This is a genomic window from Rahnella sp. EDr1-12, assembly GCF_049206505.1.
Taxonomy (GTDB): domain Bacteria; phylum Pseudomonadota; class Gammaproteobacteria; order Enterobacterales; family Enterobacteriaceae; genus Rahnella; species Rahnella rivi.
The window spans coordinates 199,342-218,837 of record NZ_JBLZNY010000003.1 but is presented as its reverse complement, the minus strand read 5'-3'; the positions used below and the strand labels follow the sequence as shown (position 1 = coordinate 218,837).

The 19,496-nt window shown below is 50.8% G+C and carries 6 protein-coding genes; 5 read left to right on the top strand and 1 reads right to left on the bottom strand.

Annotated elements, in window-relative coordinates:
• A complete protein-coding gene (locus tag ACO0U8_RS14870) occupies positions 1-990 on the bottom strand; it encodes an aldo/keto reductase (protein WP_421671105.1) in 990 nt (329 codons plus the stop codon).
• Between the two features lie 372 nt (positions 991-1,362).
• Here ACO0U8_RS14870 and umuD point away from each other — a divergent pair, with 372 nt between their 5' ends.
• The 5 genes from umuD (at position 1,363) to ACO0U8_RS14845 (ending at position 19,463) form a co-directional block, all read left to right on the top strand.
• The gene (gene umuD, locus ACO0U8_RS14865) at positions 1,363-1,800 is read left to right on the top strand and encodes a translesion error-prone DNA polymerase V autoproteolytic subunit (RefSeq protein ID WP_056772519.1); all 438 of its coding nucleotides are present in this window, start codon (positions 1,363-1,365) and stop codon (positions 1,798-1,800) included.
• Positions 1,784-3,049 carry a translesion error-prone DNA polymerase V subunit UmuC gene (gene umuC, locus ACO0U8_RS14860; protein WP_217203712.1) on the top strand — a complete coding sequence of 422 codons (1,266 nt, stop codon included), beginning with the start codon at positions 1,784-1,786 and terminating at the stop codon, positions 3,047-3,049. Before umuD ends, umuC begins: the two co-directional genes overlap by 17 nt.
• A 401-nt stretch (positions 3,050-3,450) precedes the next feature.
• Positions 3,451-4,407, top strand: coding sequence for a LysR family transcriptional regulator (locus tag ACO0U8_RS14855; protein WP_056772515.1), 957 nt, complete (start codon positions 3,451-3,453; stop codon positions 4,405-4,407).
• A gap of 267 nt (positions 4,408-4,674) precedes the next feature.
• Positions 4,675-18,567 (top strand): autotransporter-associated beta strand repeat-containing protein, encoded by a 13,893-nt coding sequence (locus ACO0U8_RS14850; protein ID WP_421671104.1) that lies wholly within the window; start codon positions 4,675-4,677, stop codon positions 18,565-18,567.
• 143 nt (positions 18,568-18,710) lie between these two features.
• Complete coding sequence (locus ACO0U8_RS14845; protein WP_421671103.1) at positions 18,711-19,463, top strand: SapC family protein; 753 nt, start codon at positions 18,711-18,713, stop codon at positions 19,461-19,463.
• Positions 19,464-19,496 lie beyond the last annotated feature (33 nt).

Here is a 19,496-nt window from a genome sequence, read left to right as displayed (position 1 = left end):
TTAACGCCCGACCCGCGCCTGCAATGCCGCCGGATAGCGCTCGCCGGTAATGTTGACTGAGTCCAGAGCCTGCGAGATTTTTTGCAAATCATCCGGTGAGAGCATCACGTCGGCTGCGGCCATGTTCTCTTCCAGACGATGCAGCTTAGTGGTGCCGGGGATAGGAACAATCCACGGTTTTTGCGCCAGTAACCAGGCCAGCGCAATTTGCGCGGAGGTAACCTGTTTTTCTGCCGCCAGTCCGGACAGCAAGACCGTCAGGTGTTCATTGGCCTCAAGCGCTTCAGCGGCAAAACGTGGCACTATGCTGCGGAAATCATCCTCGCCAAAGGTGGTACCCGTTTTGATGGCCCCGGTCAAAAAGCCTTTCCCTAACGGACTGAACGGCACGAAGCCAATCCCCAGTTCTTCAAGCGTCGGTAAAATCTCTTGCTCAGGCTGACGCCACCACATGGAGTATTCACTTTGCAGTGCCGTTACCGGCTGAACCGCATGAGCCCGGCGAATGGTTTCAACACCCGCTTCGGACAACCCGAAATGCTTCACTTTCCCTTCGGCAATCAGGTCTTTTACCGCCCCAGCCACCTCTTCAATCGGTACGTCAGGATCGACACGGTGCTGATAAAGCAGATCGATAACATCCGTTTTCAACCGACGCAGTGAACCTTCAACCGCCTGACGAATATGCTCCGGGCGGCTGTTTAAGTTCTGCTGTTTATTATCGTCGCCAAAGGTGAAGCCAAACTTGGTTGCAATAACGACCCGGTCGCGAAACGGTTTTAAGGCTTCCCCGACGACATCTTCATTCAGATAAGGGCCATACACTTCGGCGGTATCAAAAAATGTCACGCCGCGCTCAACGGCGGCACGGATTAACGCGACAGCCTCGCGGGTATCCGTCGCCGGGCCGTAGCCGTGGCTCAACCCCATACACCCCAGGCCGAGCGCTGAGACTTCAAGCCCTGAATTACCGAGATAGCGTTTTTGCATTGTTCAGTTCCTCACGATTTAGGTGAATCACAGGCGATGACATATCGCGGTGATGAATGAAGAGTAGCGGCAATCCATTAATAAATAATGGCGTGTAAACGGATAGACTCTATGAACTGAGTTCATGAATAGGGCGTTCACCTGACAATAACGTCATGCCGGGCACGCATGGCTGAGACTGCATGGCGTCTGCCTGAGCAGGGTGCGGAAAGCGTTATTATGCGAAAAAGGCGCTGATTATCTTTTTAGTGAGATCAAGCTGATAGTCCTGCGAACGAGAGGAGCGGGGGTTTATCCACGCCAGGAGCATTGATCTGAAAATCTCATCAACTATACTGTATATAAACACAGTAATTGATGTGAGAACCCCTTATGATGCTTTACAAGATCGCCGCGCGGCAGCAAAAAACGAATATTCCTTTGTATTTAAACAATATTTCAGCAGGTTTCCCCAGCCCGGCTGCCGACTATGTGGAGAAAGGGATCGATCTGGTGGCACATCTGATCGCCCATCCTTCCTCTACGTATGTGCTTAAGGTGTCCGGGGATTCTATGCGGGACGCGGCGATTATCGATGGTTCCATGCTGCTGGTCGATTTCAGCCTCAAGCCTGCCCACAATGACATTGTTGTGGCCAGCCTCGATGGGGAATTCACCGTCAAAAGGCTGATGCTTCACCCTTTTCCTCATCTGCGCGCTGAAAATCCGGCTTATGCGCCGATCCCTCTGAATGAGGACCGAGAAGTCGAGATCGTCGGCGTGGTGACAACCGTTATCAGCATGATGCATCGCAATGTACGCACTCGCTGATGTGAACTCGTTTTACGCGAGCTGCGAAGTGGCCTGGCGGCCCGATCTGCAAGGCAGACCCGTCGTGGTGCTTTCCAACAATGACGGCTGCGTGATCGCACTGTCAGCGGAAGCGAAAGCGCTCAACATAAAAATGGGCGCGCCATACTTCAAACAAAAAGCCATTTTTCAGCAACATAACGTGGTGGTGTTCAGCAGTAACTATGAGCTTTACGGAGATATGAGCCAGCGCGTGATGGATACGCTCGAGCAGATCTGTCCACAGATTGAAATTTATAGCATTGATGAAGCCTTTCTCGATCTTCGCGAGTTACCTCACAACACGGATTTGCACGCATTTGGCAAAAAGATACGGCAGACCGTGGGGCAGCATACCCGCCTGAAGATCGGCGTCGGCATCGCGCCGACCAAAACGCTGGCAAAACTCGCCAATTATGCTGCCAAAAAGTGGACTCAGTCCGAGGGCGTGATTGATCTGTCTGATCCCGCACGCCAGCGTAAACTGATGGCGCTTCTGCCCGTTGACGAGGTGTGGGGCATCGGGCGAAGGACATCAAAAAAACTGCATGATGCCGGTATCGATAAAGCCCTCAAACTGGCCGAATGCGACCTGGGATACATCAGGAAAAACTTTAGCGTGGTGATGGAAAGGACCGTGCGTGAACTGCGCGGAGAACCCTGTCTCGGATTTGAAGAATTTGCACCGGCTAAACAGCAAATTGTGTGTTCGCGCTCTTTCGGCACACGGGTCAGCGCCTATCAGGAGATGCGCGAAGCCATCTGTTTTCACGCCAGCCGCGCGGCTGAAAAACTGCGTGGCGAGCATCAGTTTTGCCGGCAAATCTGCGTATTTATTAAAACCAGCCCTTTCGACAACGGCGGCATTTATTACGGCAACCTCGCCAATACCCGGCTGATGACGCCGACGCAGGATACCCGCGACATTATCTCAGCGGCGTTACGTTGCCTGGATAACGTCTGGAAAGAGGGCTACCGCTACCAAAAAGCGGGCGTGATGCTGGGTGACTTTTTCAGCCAGGGTGTGGCCCAGCTGCATTTGTTCGATGAGTCTCCGCCCCGGCCCAACAGCGATGCACTGATGACACTTTTTGATGACATCAATAAGAAAAGCAAAGGCACGCTGTGGTTTGCCGGGCAGGGCACCGACCGGCGCTGGCAGATGAAGCGCGACATGCTTTCACCGGCCTGGACCACCCGCTGGAGCGACGTGCCGACCGTGCGTGCGTGATGCGGATGCAGCGGCCAGACGGGAAGCCTGGCCGCGGAGAAAAGTCCCGTTACGCCAGTTTCTAAAACTTCTCAATAACCTCAGCTTAACTGGATAAAAAAACACGTCAGGTTCCACTGTCTGCATGAGGGTATTTGCAGATTTACTGCATCAGTGACAGGTCGAATTGCTTAAAAGTATCTCTTACTCTTTTGAATTACTTGATATTTAGCACAGCTTAATCGCATGTAAGTATTTGTGCTTTGCTCATTTCAGGCACGCGTTGTTACTATGCACTCCGTTAAGCAAACGCTCTAAAACAAAGTTAAAACCCAGCGAGCAGACTCTGCTACGCTTCACAATGAAATTCTTTGGTTTTGGACGTTTTTTTAACTACATCGAACAGGGGTTTGAGACGGCATATGGTGAATAAAGAATTTATTTCTAATATCCAAAAAATGCATGGTTTTGATTTAAATCTCCTGTTGGTTTTTGAAGTCGTGTTTACCTACAAAAGCGTCACGAAAGCCGCACAAGTTCTTAATGTGAGTCCTTCCGCGATCAGTCAGTCGCTGACCAGACTCCGCGATTTCTTCTCTGACGCATTGTTTATCCGTAGCGGAAACGGGTTAGATGCGACAAAAACCGCAAAAGACTTGCATGTGCATTTGAACACGAACTTCAACCTTCAGCAGTTATTGGGAAGTTTGAACGATTTTTCCAACGTCATGGCAAAGAAAAAAATCGTTATTCATGCCACTCCTTATGTTGCATTGAGATTATTGCCTGCCATTTATACCGCAGTGGATAATGCAGGGCTGAATTGTGAAATTGTTCATATCAGTGCGGATTTAACCGAGAACAGCGCTGAAGATATTTTGACATACAGAAAGGCGGATATTGTATTTGATATAAAACAAAATTATTCGTTCGCTACGATTTCAAAACATCTTTTGTCTGAAAAGGCTGTGCCTATTTGTAGAAAGAATCACCCGAGATTAGGAACGACATTAAGTCCGGAAGAGATGCAATTTGAGAAGTCTACGTTCCTGAACGTAAACTCTGATGGGCTTAAGAAAACCCAGGCTGATATTCAGAATTATTTTAGCAGTCGCAATTTTTTGTTCAGCAGCGGCTCGATGTTCGTGAATGCCAGCATTGTTGAAACCTCGGATATTGTAAGTTTTGTTCCTAAATGGTTTGCGGATAAATTTGCAACCAGCTTTAATTTTAAAGTGCTCGAGTGTTTATATGAGCCTGAGCCAGTGGATTTTTATATGATATATAATAAAAAATCACTTGATGACAGTCATTTTGTAGAGCTTTTAGAAATAACCGATAGATGTAAAGAATCAAACGTATGGAACCCTGCGCAGTAAAGGAATTACTTCAAATAGTCGTTAATTACTGAAGGAATTAATCTATCGTCATCGCACGATAGATCCTTCTGTTATTCAACTCATAAATCAATCGGCAATCACTATCTTCTGTTTTGCTATCTTATTCTGTTTTATTACAGAAGGCGTGTCAGCAAAAAAACAGAATAGGATCGGAATCAAATGAAAAGAAAATGTGAAAAAGTCTTTATATTAAAAAAACTATATAAAGAGTTGTCGTCTGCTTGTAAATCAATGCAGCACAACAATATGAATAATGCCTTTACTGGTTCTGAAAACATAACCCGTAATACTCTGATCAGTATTCTGGGTGGCGGCGCACTGCTTTTGGGCGGCTCTGCCTATGGTGCATCTGCCGACTGGACAGGTGCGGCTGATGACAACTGGAGTGAAGCATCAAACTGGTCATTATCATTGGTGCCAAATAGCGCAGGGACCAGTGTTAACTTTATTCATAATGATGCTGTTAAGATTGATGGAAAAACAGTTTCCCTCGGAACGTCCACCAACACGATTGGCTCGCTTTCCATTGCGTCAACCGACATTTCCGCTATGTCGAATTTTGGCATTTCCGGCGGCACACTGAATTTCGATAATCTCGGCTCTGACTCGCTGATTTCTCTCTTAGACAGTATTAACGCGACGATTGACTCGAAAATCACCACCAGCAACAACCTGAATATTACCAATGACAGCACCTACGGCGCAAAACTGACGCTGAATGGGACGATTAATGGCGGCGGTAAAAAATTAACATTTGAAGATGGAACAAATACCAAGATCATTGTTAATGGGGCAATATCCAATGCATCTTCCGTTAATAAAGAGGGTGTGGGAAGTCTGGCTTTAAATGGCGCGAACTCCTTCAATGGTCAGTTTAATTTCAATGCCGGCACCGTTGCTGTGGGTAATAATGCCGCATTCGGAAATTCCACCATTGTTTTAGCCGACGGTGGCGACCAGGAATTCGATGTTTCATCCGGCAGTCGTACCCTTAGCAACCAGGTTACGCTTAATGACGGATTCAGCGTTGCCGGCGCAGGTAAAACGCTCAAATTAAATGCTAATGAAATCGCCACTCTGACAAAAGACTTAAATCTGGAAGCCGGTAATGGCGCAACATTAGGTTTCGGATCTAATTTCGCATTGCAGGGTAGCAGTGCCATCAACAAAACCGACAAGGGCACCCTGGTACTTGAATCAAAAAATAACACCTTCTCCGGTGGCCTGAACATTCAACAAGGCGCTGTCGGCACTGGCACAGTTTCCGATACATTAACGATCGGTAATGCCAGTGGCACCAACCATATGCTCGGCACCGGCGATATTGACGTTTCGAGTGCATCTTCAATTCTGAATATTAATACCTCTGCAACAGGCAATGTCGATTTTGCAGGCAGCACCACCAAAATAACAGATGGTGCGACGATTAATGTGTTGGGCGGAGGTACGACTACATTATCTGGCGGTACTATTGATTTTGGTAATAGTGCAACCAAAGGAAGCCTTCACTCCAGCGGCTCAGTTGTTTTGGGCAATACCACTTTACTTAATAGTAATGGCGTAATACTGGATGTAGGGAAAGACCTGACGATATTGTCAGGTTCTACCAGTGTGCAATCCGGAATAGGCATCACTATGGATTCCGCCTCAGCACAGAACATTAACGGTACGGGTGCCATTACAGGCCTCGGGGCGTTGACGAAGTCAGGAAAAGGCACCCTGACTGTGCAAAGCGGAATAACCGATTTGAGCCTTCTGTCGCTCACCGCGTTAGACGGAACTCTGGATCTGGGCACCGCCAAGATAGCCACCTCTACCGTCAATTTAGGCGGCGGTACGCTTGTCATGAATCAGGCTGATCAGATTTCCCCGTGGATGGATCTTAATTTAGTGCAGGACACTGATTCAACACTGAATTTTAACGGCTATGATCAACACTTCACCGGCGTAAACAGCGGCAATAACAGTTCACTGACCGTCAATATGGGCGGTACAGGGGGAAGCTCCAACCTGGTTGCTTTGGGTACGCTTTCCGGTGCAAGCGATGCACTGCGTATCGGTGGCTGGGAAGGCAATCTGGGTTCATCGCTGGATCATGTCACTGTTGATAACACGCTGACTGCCGATCAACTGAGTTCTGTCTGGTTCCAGGGTTTTAACCAGGGCGCAGTTCAGGTGGGTGACGAACTCCGTCCGCTTGAAAACATGACGGCAGAATGGAGCGGTGCGGCAGGAAGTTCTGTGTGGGGGGACGGCAAAAACTGGGTTGGAGGAGATACCTATAATATTCCTGACCACGCAGGTGCATCTGTCATATTTGGTGCCTCCGCAACCGGCCTCAGCAGCCTGAGTTTAGGGGGCACAGGTCGTACCATTGGTTCATTAACCGTAGGTACTGGCGCAGCTACCGGTTATGCCATGACGGTAAGCGGAGGAGCTCTGATTCTTGATAGCGGCGATGCTAACACGCAAGCGGCTATCACCCTGAGCGATCACGATGGTACGTTGAACTTTAACAGTGTTCAGTTAAACAGCGATACAGTAGTGACCACCGACTCACAAAGGTCAATCGGGGCTGTGGGCGTTGGTTTTTACAGCGTAATGACAGGTGCCGGGCAACTGATCGTCAATGGTCTGGTAAATCTGGGCCAGAGCCTCGATTCTTCTAATTTCAGCGGCGATATCACTCTTCTTTCAAACTCTATGCTTCGACTCGCTAATTCAGTGGGCACCGGCGAGATAACAATTGAAAACGGGGCATCCATTGTTTCCAATAATATCGGGCTAGATTCGATTGCTGACGTGGATAACGCACTGAATATCAACGGTGATTTCTCGGCGCAAAATATAGATTTCACCCATGCTCAAGATTTCAACTTAGACGGTATTGACAGAACGATCCGTGTAAATGGGCAGGTCACCTTTGAAAGCGGGACCAACTTCACCGGAAATGGCTCTCTGACGTCAGTATCCAATGGCTATGGCGGCGGAGTTTTAAACCTGGAGAGCGCCAATAATACCTTTGGCGGCGGTCTGTTTGTCACGAACACGGGAAATGCCGAGGGAGGGGTTACAACCTCATTAACCAGCGATTTGAATATCGGTCAACTGGAAGCCGGTCATAACTACCTGGGTTCCGGCAATATTACCGTGAGTAACGGCAACAAGGTCACGATAGACAGTCATGGCTATAACACCACGCTCAACGATTCCACACTGACGCTGCAAAACAACGGTGGATTGGATTATTTAGACGGCGGCAATTTCACTCTGGCCAGTGGTGTACTGGACGGCGGGACGGCGAGTAGCAAAGGAACGCTGGGCGTATCAGGGGATCTTATTTTCTCTGGCACGACGCTGGTCAATACACCCAATATCGTTATGAGCAGCGAAGATTCAAATACCATTAGCTCAACGGTTGGCGGCACAATTTCTGGTTTGGGGCATGTCTCTAAATTAGGCTCCGGCACGGTAAAAATTGATGACAGCATCACGGATTTATCTGCCATCGACCTGAATATTACCGAAGGGACAATCGAATTATCCAGGGATAACCAGATCACCTCGTCTACTAATCTGGTGCTTAATGGCGGTGCGCTGGATACCGATAACTATCAGCAAAGTTTAGGCTCATTATCCTTGCTGGATAACTCCACCATTCTGATGGATAACAGTGGAATAACCGTAGCCTCACGTAATAAAAAATCCAATGGTTGGGTCGACGGCAAGATATTAACGCTGGCAAGTTCCAGTGCCTGGGATCAGGTGGGTGGCTCGTATCTGCGCTTCGCCGCGGACCCAACGTTTACCACTAAGCAATTATCTAATGTGGCGTTTACCGGCTATGAATCCGGTGCGTATGTCTCAAACTCGCTGTATAGCGGTTACTGGACGCTATTACCGAATGGCGATGCGACCAACGAATGGAATGGCGCGACGTCAAATTCCGATTACCTCTGGAGTGATGCAGCAAACTGGCTGGCGGGTATCGTGCCTGATGCCGTCGACCAAAGTGCAACCATCCGCGATCTCGATGGCAAGTTAAATGGTAAAACCATCAAGGTCGATGGCGATTATACGTTAGGCCACCTTATGATTGAGGCGGTCGGAAAGGAAAGCTTTACGCTGGGAGGGAATGGCTCTCTTACCTTTGATGACAACAGTGACGCCATCCTGCACCACTCAGGTAACAACATCGTCACTTTCGCTGCCGATGTGCATCTGGCTGATACGCTTAACTATATTGATGATGTTGCCAAAACCGTCGGTTATCTTGACTGGACGGGCGATGTCGATGGCAACGGTGGCATCAACAAAACTGGCACGGGTACGCTGCGTATTTCCGGCGGGTCGGCAAACTCTTATACCGGCGGGTTCTTCTGGAAAGATGCTTCTGTTATTCAAATTAACGAAGACGGTTCACTGTTCGGCACCGCGGGTTTAACTGTAGGTAACGGCGCCGCCGGCACCTATACGCTTGAATCTCGTGATGGGGATCATACCGTGGACGGGCCGTTAATCATTGACGGTAATCTGGCATTACGTCGTGATACGGATGCCGGCATCATCAGCACCAATGGCGGTGACCTGACATTTACGGGCTCAACAACATTAACCGCGGGTCAGCATTCCCTTGATGCCGGCTATGGCAGCCAACTGATTCTGGATGGCGATATCTCCGGCTCGGGTGGTATCAGAAACACCGGCTCCGGTACGCTGGTTCTGAATGGCGCTAATAATACCTTCACCGGTGGTGTAGTACTCGATGGCGTTAATGTGGTGGTTGCCCACGATCAGGGCTTGGGAACGGGTACGATCTCTGTCACTAATGGTTCTGTAAACCATGGGATAACCTATAACAGTACCGGTAAATCTGACTTCCTGGAGTTAAGTAATGAGCTGAATTTAGCCGGCGGCATGACACTGTCAGGCAATATTAACTTCGACCACCAGGGGACCAGTATCGTTTCTAAAGTTAACGATATGGGTGCGAGTAGCGGTTCTCAGGTCGCATTTGGCAAGGACCATATTCTGGATGGTGCCGGTGGGTTTAACTTTGGTCGTATCGGTTCATACACAAACTCCGGCAGCTTCGTATTTCTGGGGGAAAACACCTTCAGCGGCGGGGTGACCCAGGCGTCTGGTCAGCTATTTGTTGGCGCGGACTCGGTTAAAGATGCTTCAGGCAATATCATTAGCGGTGCGTTGGGGACCGGTGCGTATACCTCGAACGGTGGCTGGCTGGGCTCTTACAGTGAAACCGGCAGCGGGATCACCTCTCGCCGCATGTCCAACCGGATTTACCTCAATGGCGCAAACATCGGTATTACAAGTAGTGGCGATGCCAAGACCCTGATTTGGGACACCTCAACGATCGATTTGTCATCCACGAATATGACTTTATCGAATAACACCACCCTTTCTGTAGAGTCACAGTTTGTCGACAATCAGACGGGTAAACCCAGCCTGCTTGCGATAAGTGGTCCAGGTACTGTGGAATTAAAGAACGGCGACAATCAGATTTCAGCTGGCATTAAGGTCGGTACTTTGTCTACGTTGCTGGCTACAGCAACGGGCGATGTAACGACCGGAGCTGTCGACCAGGGGCATAACTACTTCGGTACAGGCCATCTCAACCTTGATAACGGTTTGACCAAAATTGTCACCGCAGACGGTTCAACTGTTCGCCTTTCTGGTGACGGTATGACCATGAGTAATGGTGCAAAACTGGTCATTGAGGGGGGCGCGAACACTAACACCGTGTTCGATGGTAACTCAGCCTTTACCGGTACGAATACCACAGGCTCTATCACGACCTCAGGTAAACTGATTAAGAAAGGTGCCGGCACCACCACATCTGTGGGTGCCAGGTTGATTACCCCTGAATTGCTGATTGAACCTGATGCCATTCTGTCCCTGACGAATGCCAATCTGGTCGGCGTTGTCGGAACACTCACTCTTAACGGCGGCACTCTGGCGGTGAACGGTCTTAATCAGACCTTCAGCTCAGCCTCGCAAGTGGTGCTGAACGCTGACAGCCATATCGATTTTGGTGATGGTGCCAGTATCGTTACCGTGGGTTCCCTTAATATGACCGCCGACGGAAAATATGTCGGTCGCTCTGACCTGACCTTAAACCTTGATAACTGGGACGGTAATGCCAGCTCAGGCGGCGGTGCGGATCAGTTCGTGGTGCTCAATGGCCTGACGGACAATCAGAAGATCCAAAACATCTGGTTCACCGGCGGGTATGCGCCGGGTGCGAAAACGCTGATTAACCCGAATGGCAGGATTGAACTGGTTCCAGTAGGCCTGGCGTATGTCTGGGATGATCATACTAATAACGATCTGTGGTCATCCAGCAACTGGACCGATGTCGGCTCACCAAACGGTGCTGGCGATTCGGCGGTGTTTGATAATACTGACGCAAATCTTGATGGCAGCACGATTTCTCTCGGCCGAAATACGACTATTGGGTCTATTTCGTTTGAAAGCGACCAGGGCCAGGCCTTCACGCTGAGCGGGGGCACAATCACCCTCGATAGCGGTGATGTTGATACACCAGCGCTTATTCGTGTCATGAGTAATACTGCGCCAACCATCGCTTCACAGATTCTTTTGCAAAGTAATCTGAACATCTCTGAAGTGGATGCGCTCTCGGTACTGAACTTAACCGGTACGATCAGCGGTCCGTTTGTCGGTATTACTAAATCAGGCTTCGGTACTCTGGGTCTGATGTCTGGCGATTCAAACTACACCAACGGGACAACCATTGAAGGTGGCCTGCTGCAAGTAGGTGCATCCAGTTCACTGGATCAGTATGGCCGTGTGCTGAAAGGGCCTGCAGGTCTGGGGGTGTTGACCCTGGCAAGCGGCACCAGTATCGAAGCAACCGGTGGCAATCAAACCTTACATAATAGCGTGGTATTCAACGGAAACGTGGGTGTCATGGGTGCCAATACCCTGACGCTTCAAGGCTCTCAGGGGGGTGAAGGCAAAATCGCGTCGGCGACGACGTTGAACGTGGCTGATGCGGCTGGCGCACTGACATTTGGCAGTGATCTGTTGCTGACCGGCACCGAGAACCTGACCAAAACCGGTTCGGGTACGGTTAACTTCAATTCCACGGCCACCAATTTTAGCGGCAATGTTCTTGTTAATCAGGGCAGCGTCGGTATCGGCACCAATAATGGCTTTGGTCAGGGATCTGTTTCTCTGGCGAACGGCACCACTCTGGTTGCCAACACCAACGGGCTGGCGGTCGATAGTAATATTTCCCTGGCTGCAGGTACTGAGTCCATCAACAGCGGTGCTCATAATCTCACCCTGACCGGCGACATTACTGGCGCAGGTAAGCTGAACAAAACCGGTAGCGGTACGCTCACTCTGGACACTGTCTCCACCTACAGCGGCGGCACATCCGTGTCCGAAGGCGCTGTGGTCATGACTAACAATGACGCAGCGGGCGCAGGCAATATCAGCATCGCATCAGGGGCAGCTCTGAATGCTAATTTCTCAGGCGATACGCTGAGCAATGTGCTGACAGGTGCCGGTACTCTGAACATCAAGGGTACTGATGTGAAGGTTGCTGCGGATAACTCCGGTTTCAGCGGTGTGCTGGACGTTAATAACAATGCTTCAGCCATCGTGAACGATGCCGTAAGCCTCGGGCACGGCAGTGTGGCACTGAGCGGCAACGGCGAACTGACGATTGCTCCGGCAGATGCAGATTTCACCTTTGATAATCAGCTTTCTGGTTCCGGTCTGCTGACCGTTGATTTGGGGGGTACCGATCACCAGTTCAACTTTGGTGCAAACACCGGCTCAGCCTTTACCGGTACAGCGGATATCGCTCATGGTATTGCGAATCTGGATGCCAACGCATCAACCGCGTTAGCTAACGCAACGCTGAAGCTTGAAGCTGGCAGTAAAGCAACCATGACCGGTAACGTCACGGCAGGTAACACGACGCTGAACGGTGGCAGCTTGCTGACCACGATGAACTCATCAGGTGTGATCGATGGGAAAATCACCACCAATACGCTCACGCTGAACAGCGGTTCCGTGCAGCTGGATCTGGCAGCAATGAATTCTGCTGCGGGTCTGTTGCTGGCCGATGACGGTGTGACGAATCAGCTGATTGCCGCCACCACCATTGCCGGTGATGTTAAAAACCTGCAAATGGTTGACGGCAAAGGCGCGGTAATGGGTGCTAACAGCGTACAAAACATTACCCAGGGTGGGAATGTTGTCGCGAAAGGCAACTACAGCGAATCTCTGGCAAGCACCGGCGCGGGCGGCAACGGACTCTACGTTTCCTACCAGCTGGATCAGGTTGATTTGCAGGATAATCAAACCCTGTCATTGAACGAAGGCGCAGCAACCAACACGGCTGCTGAACTGAAAGCCAAACTGACAGGCGCAGGTAACCTGGATATCGCGGCGACCAATGCCATCACCATTTCAGGTGTTAACAATACCTATACCGGCACGACAACCGTTTCATCCGGCACCGCGAAAGCAGGTGGCGTGAATGTCTTTGCCAGCAGCAAAGCCGTTGATGTTAAAAAGAATGCCACGCTCGATCTGAACAGTAACGCGCAGCAGCTGAACAATCTGACCGGCGCGGGTAACGTTCTGGTGTCAGCAGGATTAACCGCTAACAACACCGCAGACAGTACCTTCAGTGGTGTACTGAACGGAACAAGTTCATTAACCAAAACCGGCAGCGGCAAGCTGACCCTTTCCGGCGACAACACGCTGGGCGGCACCACGCAGATTAATGCGGGTACCCTTGCGTTGCAGAGCAATAAATCGGTGGGTACTTCGGCGGTTTCTGTTGCTGCGGGTAGCAAACTGGATCTGGCATTTAGCAAGCTTGGCTTCAGCAACACGATTGCCGGCAACGGTACAGTGGACATTACGGGTACCGATGTTGGCCTGACGGGTGTCAATACGCTGGCAGGCATGTGGAACATCGTCGGTTCCGCGGCTGTGACTGCGATGAATAATCTCGGTACTGCGGGCGTTAACCTCAGCAGTGCTGCGAGCATACTGAATGTCACGCCGGCAGCCGGCAACATTGCCTTCGGCAACAAACTGACCGGAAACGGTACGCTGAATGTGCAGCTTGCTGACAACACGAAATCGTTTGATTTCACCTCAGCAGCGGGCAACGCCTTTACGGGTACTGTCGACCTGAAACAGACTTCATTTGCTCTGAAGGGCGACAATACCACGGCGCTGACCAATGCCACGCTGAAGGCCGACAAGGACTCCATTGTGACGGTCGGCAGCGGCAATCAGCAAATCGGCGGTCTGACATTTGCCGGTGGTAAAGTCATTTTCGATGCCACTATCCCGGCTCAAACCCAGGCTAACGGCATTATTACAGCCAAAAACATCGACATTAACGGTGCAGGTACCGTGCAGGTAACGACGCCAACGTTGATGCCAACGGCGCCATCCGCAGGCGGCAACACCAATATTCTGTCTCAGGATGACTCAGGTGCTATCACTAAGCTGGCCGGTGCAGGCTCCATTACCGGTGCAGGCGGCGCGCTGACGCTCGTTGATCAGAACGGCAAGGTCATCAGTAACGGGCAGTCCATTGATATCTCCAGCGGCGGCAAAAAAGTTGCAACAGGTATTTATGATTACCGCCTGAATACCGGTGATAAAAATGACGGCATGTATGTCTCTTATGCTCTGAAAAGTGTGGATGTTATCGACGGCGAGACGTTGTCTCTGACGCCTGATACCAGCGCAAGCGGTCTGGCAACAGACATGTCTGCAACCATTACCGGCAAAGGGAATCTTGATATTTCCGCCGGTGCGGGTCACACGGTGTCACTGACCAACGCATCTAATGCTTATACCGGGAAAACAACCGTTACCACCGGTACCCTGGCAGCAGGTTCCAATAACGCATTCGGTAAGACAAGTCTGCTGGATATCGCCGCGGCGGCAACAGCAGATCTGAATGGTTACAACCAGACCGTAGGCAGCTTCAGCGGTGCGACAGGCTCTACGCTCAATGTTCACGGCGGGACATTGTCGATGACCAACGGCGGGACCTCTGACGGTGCATTAACCGGTGCAGGTCAGCTGAATGTTAATGGCGGTGATTTCTCAGTGAAAGGGGCTAACACCTCTCTGAGCTCGAATGTCTCTGTCGCTTCCGGCGCGTCTGCAACGCTAAACAACGTGGCAGGTCTGGGTAACACCGGCACCGTCACCACGGCGGGCAAACTGGAACTGAACAATGCGTCTGGCGTAATGGCGAAAAACATTGCCGGAAGCGGTTCTCTGGATCTGACGAATGGTTCAAACGTCACAGTAACCGGAACTAACACACTGTCCGGCGCGATTAACATTGCGGCTAATAACTCCGTGACTGCGTCACGTGCAGCCAACCTTGGCACAGCGACCATCAACAACACCGGCGGCTTTATTCTGGATACCGCCACCAACTGGACATTCACTAACGCCCTCACCGGTGCGGGTCTGTTCACGAAAAATGGCACAGGTAATTTGACCATCAGCCGCGCGAATAATCGCACCGGCAGTACCAACATCGCCGCAGGTAAAATGACCCTGACCGATAAAGGCGCGCTCGGAACGGGTGTGGTTAACGTCAATACCGCTGCCGGAAACAGTGCGCAAGGTCTGAACCTGGCCTTCGGCACGGCACAAAGCTTCGCCTCCACGCTGGCAGGTGCGGGTGTGACGTCAGTCACCGGCGCAGGTACAGCAACGATCACGGGCGCAAACTCTGCGTATACCGGTAACTGGAATATCAGTGGTAAAGCGGCAGTCGATGCGGCAGCTACCACGTCCGGTCAACACCTTGGGACGGGTGCCATTAACCTGGTCAGTGGCGGTGCACTGAACACGGATACAACAGGTGCATTTGCTTTCAACAATCTGCTGACCGGTAACGGCACGCTGAATGCATCGAATGCGGGTAACGCATTCTCCTTCGGCAGCGGTGCAGGCCATGCGTTCACCGGTACTGTGGCGCTGACGAATAACACCTTTAGCTTGTCTGGTGACAATACCGCCACCCTGGCCGGTGCAACATTGTCGTTAGGTGCCGGCAACGTGACCAAGGTTGGCAACGGTGTGCAAAACATCGGTAACCTGACGCTGGCGGGTGGTCGCATTGATTTCAGCAACACCACCATCCCGACGGATATCGTGGCGAAAGGCAGCGTTTCAACCGGCGTACTGGATGTCACGAAAGCTTCTGAAGTGAGCATCAGTGCAGCGGCGGCGGCGCAGGTCATTAACCCGGCACCGTCAGGCACGTTGAATCTGATGTCTCAGGACGATGATGCAAAACTGAAACTCATTGACTCCACCTCGATAGCGGCAGGCTCCTCTGTGGGCAACCTGAAGCTGGTCGACGCGCAGGGCAATGCGATCAGCGCAATGAACATCAATGACATCATTGAAGGCGGAAACACGGTGGCGATCGGTACTTACGATTACACCACCAGCTTCGGTGATACCAATGATGGCCTGTACGTGGGTTACGGCCTGAAGAAAGTGGATCTTCAGGCGGGTCAGTCCCTGACGTTGACGCCTGATGCCGGTGCCACCGGTGCCGCAATGGACTTCAGCACCCAAATTACAGGTACAGGTAATCTGGCAATCAACGCTGGCGTGGGTCGTTCGTTGTCGCTTTCTAACAACATGAATGATTTCACCGGTGAAACGGTTGTTCAAACGGGCGACTTAAAACTTGCTGCAGACGATGTGTTGGGCAAAACCGCCAATCTGGCGATTGACGGAGGTGCATCGGTTGATATGAATGGCCGTTCACAAACCATCGGCGCGCTCGCTGCGTATACCGGCAGCGTACTGAATCTCGACGGGACACTGACAATTTCTGACAGCCAGCGTTCTGCGGGTGATGTATCCGGTGGATTTGCGAGCGATAACACGCTGTTCGGCAACGGTAAACTGGTTATCGATCCTTCCGTCATGAGCGTAGCGGGTACTCAGCTTGGCTTTACCGGCCAGATTGATGTCACCGACGGTTCACAACTGTTCCTCAATACCGCCGAAGCGTTTAACAATGCGCAAGGTATTACGCTGACCACTGACAGTGACAAAGTGACATTCGCTAACCTGTCAGCGCAGGACGCGTCATGGACTTCCACACCAGATGGCATCACCAGCGTTGGTTTCTCTGGTCTGGGAAGCGTTGAACTGCGTGATGGCTCGAATATAGCCTTGACCGGTGACAGCTCGGCCTTCGAAGGACAGTTTGATGTTGCGAAAGACTCAACGCTGACTGCTGATGAGTCGAAAAATCTGGGTACCGCAGACCTGCTGCTGGATGGCACATTCAACGCCAACGCTGAAACTGACTGGACATTCAGCAATAACGTGTCCGGCAACGGTGAGTTCAACAAACTCGGTTCAGCGACGTTCATGGTGGACTCCCAACTGAGCGGTTTCAGCGGAAATACCACCGTCAGCGATGGCGTGATGATGCTGGGTAACCGCACATCATCAGCTTCAACGATGGCGGGTGACCTGAACATCAATGCGAACGGTACCTTCTCCGGTATCGGTGCGGTGAATGGCAGCGTCAATAACGAGGGTCGTATTGTTTCTTACAACGTACTGCCTCTGGTTAACGGCGGCGGTGATAGCGCAGTGTCTAACCTGACAGTGGGGTCATTGACCAACAGCGGTCTGGTGCAACTGGCCGGTCAAAATGTCGGTAACTCCCTGACGGTTAAGGGCGACCTGATCGGTGCGGGCGGTACTGTTGCCATCAATACCGTTCTGGGTAACGACGCCTCCGCGACGGATAAACTTATCCTGGATGGCGGTAAGACCACCGGCACAACCTCTCTGGCTGTCTTCAATAATGGCGGAGCAGGTGCTAAAACCGATATCGGCATTGAAGTTGTTGACGCCATCAATGGCGCAATCACGGAAAACGGTTCATTCACGCTTTCTTCACAGTCAACGGGCTATCGTTCTACCACCGGTACCCTGGCGATAGGGGCCTACGATTACGGTCTGGTGCGTGGCGGCAAAGGGGGCGATGCAGAAAGCTGGTACCTGAGCTCAACCAGCACAGAAGCTGAAGACGGTAATGAAGGTAACGAGGGTGATGACGATAAAGGCGGTGATGACGACAACAACAATAACAGCAACGCAGGTCTGCGTCCGGAAGCAGGGGTCTACGCAGGAAACATGCTGGCAGCTCAGACCATGTTTGAAATGACGCTGCACGATCGTGAGAGTTATAACCGCTCAACCGGTCAGAACGGCGTTGAAGATGAGCATGCAAGTTGGGCGCGTGTTACCGGCAGCCACTCCTCAGGGAAAATGGCGAATGGCGCACTGTCAAACTCTGCGGATATCTCTTCTGTCCAGATGGGTGTTGATCTGCTGAGCAAACCGGATACGCAGTTTGGTTCAGTGTATGCCGGTGTCATGGGCGGCTGGGGTTCTGCTAAGACCTACGCCAAAAAAGATCAAGGCAATCACATTCACGCCGATGGCTCTGTAAGTGGTTACTCAGCCGGTGTTTATGGCACCTGGTATGAGAAAGACAAAGATCTGGGCGGCGCCTATGTCGATTCATGGATGCAACACAACTGGTTTGATAACAGCGTTCATGGCTTCGGTTTACCAGAGGAATCGTATGGTTCTCAAATGGACACCGTTTCAGTGGAAACTGGCTATGCTATTAAGCTGAGTGATGATGAAAACACTAAGATTTTCGTCGAACCTCAGGGCCAGTTGAAATATTCCTCTTACCGTTCAGACAACCATACAGAAGTCGGTGGGACGAAAGTGAGTACAGAGGATGCGGAAGGTGTTACCGCGCGTGCAGGTGCTCGTCTGTATGGCGTTCATACGCTGAAAGGCGGTCAGACGATTCGACCGTTTGTTGAGGTCAACTACTGGTACACACAGAACACCGGCACAGTCGTGATGAATGACGACGCGATTAAAAGTGGAGCACCTAAATCGTACGGAGAAGTGAAAGCAGGGGTTGTCAGTGATGTGACGAGAAACCTGCAGGTCACGACGCAGGTCGGCGGGCAGTCTGGAGATAATGACTTCACCTCATTGTCCGGCCAGATCGGTATCAAATACTCCTGGTAAAGCCATTTTGTAATATCAGGAACAGTGCCCGGTTGAAATCCACCGGGTACTGTTCCCCCGAGCATTCATTAATCTCACCGCGACGCTTCGCGTGTGGAAACCCTATTACTTACTCCCGGGCCTTGCGCCCACAAGGAATTAAAATGTCTACAACAATGCTTTTCTATAAAAACGTTACTGCACTTTCCCGTGATAGCCATAAGAAGTTAAAACTCGATCCCGTCAACGGGTTTGATATGGCAGCGAATACCCATTGGTTACCGGTTGTTGGTGGAGAGTTTTATCAGGCATCCCCGCATTATCCGATCGTATTCGCCGCTGAAACCAAAGAGGGGACAGAAGTGATCACCCCCATTCTGCTGTTAGGCCTTGAGGCGGGTCATAATGATTATGTGGCTAAGGATATGAGCTGGAAGGCCGGGACTTATTTACCTGCCTTTGTTCGTCGTTATCCATTCGTACTGGCATCAACAGATCAGGAGTCAAAAGACTTCACTATTTGTTTTGACAAAGATTTCGCGGGTTTCAACGAGAAGAAAGGGAAAGAGCTGTTTAATAAAGACGGCTCAAACAGTGAGTTCCTGGATGAAACAATCAAATTCATGAATGGATTCACGGTTGAAATGGAGCGGACGAAAGAGTTCGTGGCGCTGCTGAGCAAATTCCAGCTTCTGGAAAAACGTAATGCAGAAATCACCAGCAGCACTGGCGCATCCTTTAAAGTTCAGGATTTCCATGTTGTGAGTGAAGCTAAACTGGCAAAACTGACCGGCGAAGAACTGGTTGAGCTTAACCAGAAAGGCTATTTGGGTTGGATCATTGCTCATCTGATGTCATTAGCCAATCTGCCAAAACTTCTCGATATGCATTTGGCGAATCGCAAAAGCGCTAAGTGAATTAAAGAAGCGTGAGTCATATATTTCTACTAT

Bases quoted from the DNA above. Each gene is read 5' to 3' on its own strand.
- umuD (WP_056772519.1), top strand. From the start codon at position 1,363: ATGATGCTTTACAAGATCGCCGCGCGGCAGCAAAAAACGAATATTCCT.
- ACO0U8_RS14855 (WP_056772515.1), top strand. From the start codon at position 3,451: ATGGTGAATAAAGAATTTATTTCTAATATCCAAAAAATGCATGGTTTT.
- ACO0U8_RS14850 (WP_421671104.1), top strand. From the start codon at position 4,675: ATGAATAATGCCTTTACTGGTTCTGAAAACATAACCCGTAATACTCTG.
- ACO0U8_RS14870 (WP_421671105.1), bottom strand. From the start codon at position 990: ATGCAAAAACGCTATCTCGGTAATTCAGGGCTTGAAGTCTCAGCGCTC.
- umuC (WP_217203712.1), top strand. From the start codon at position 1,784: ATGTACGCACTCGCTGATGTGAACTCGTTTTACGCGAGCTGCGAAGTG.
- ACO0U8_RS14845 (WP_421671103.1), top strand. From the start codon at position 18,711: ATGTCTACAACAATGCTTTTCTATAAAAACGTTACTGCACTTTCCCGT.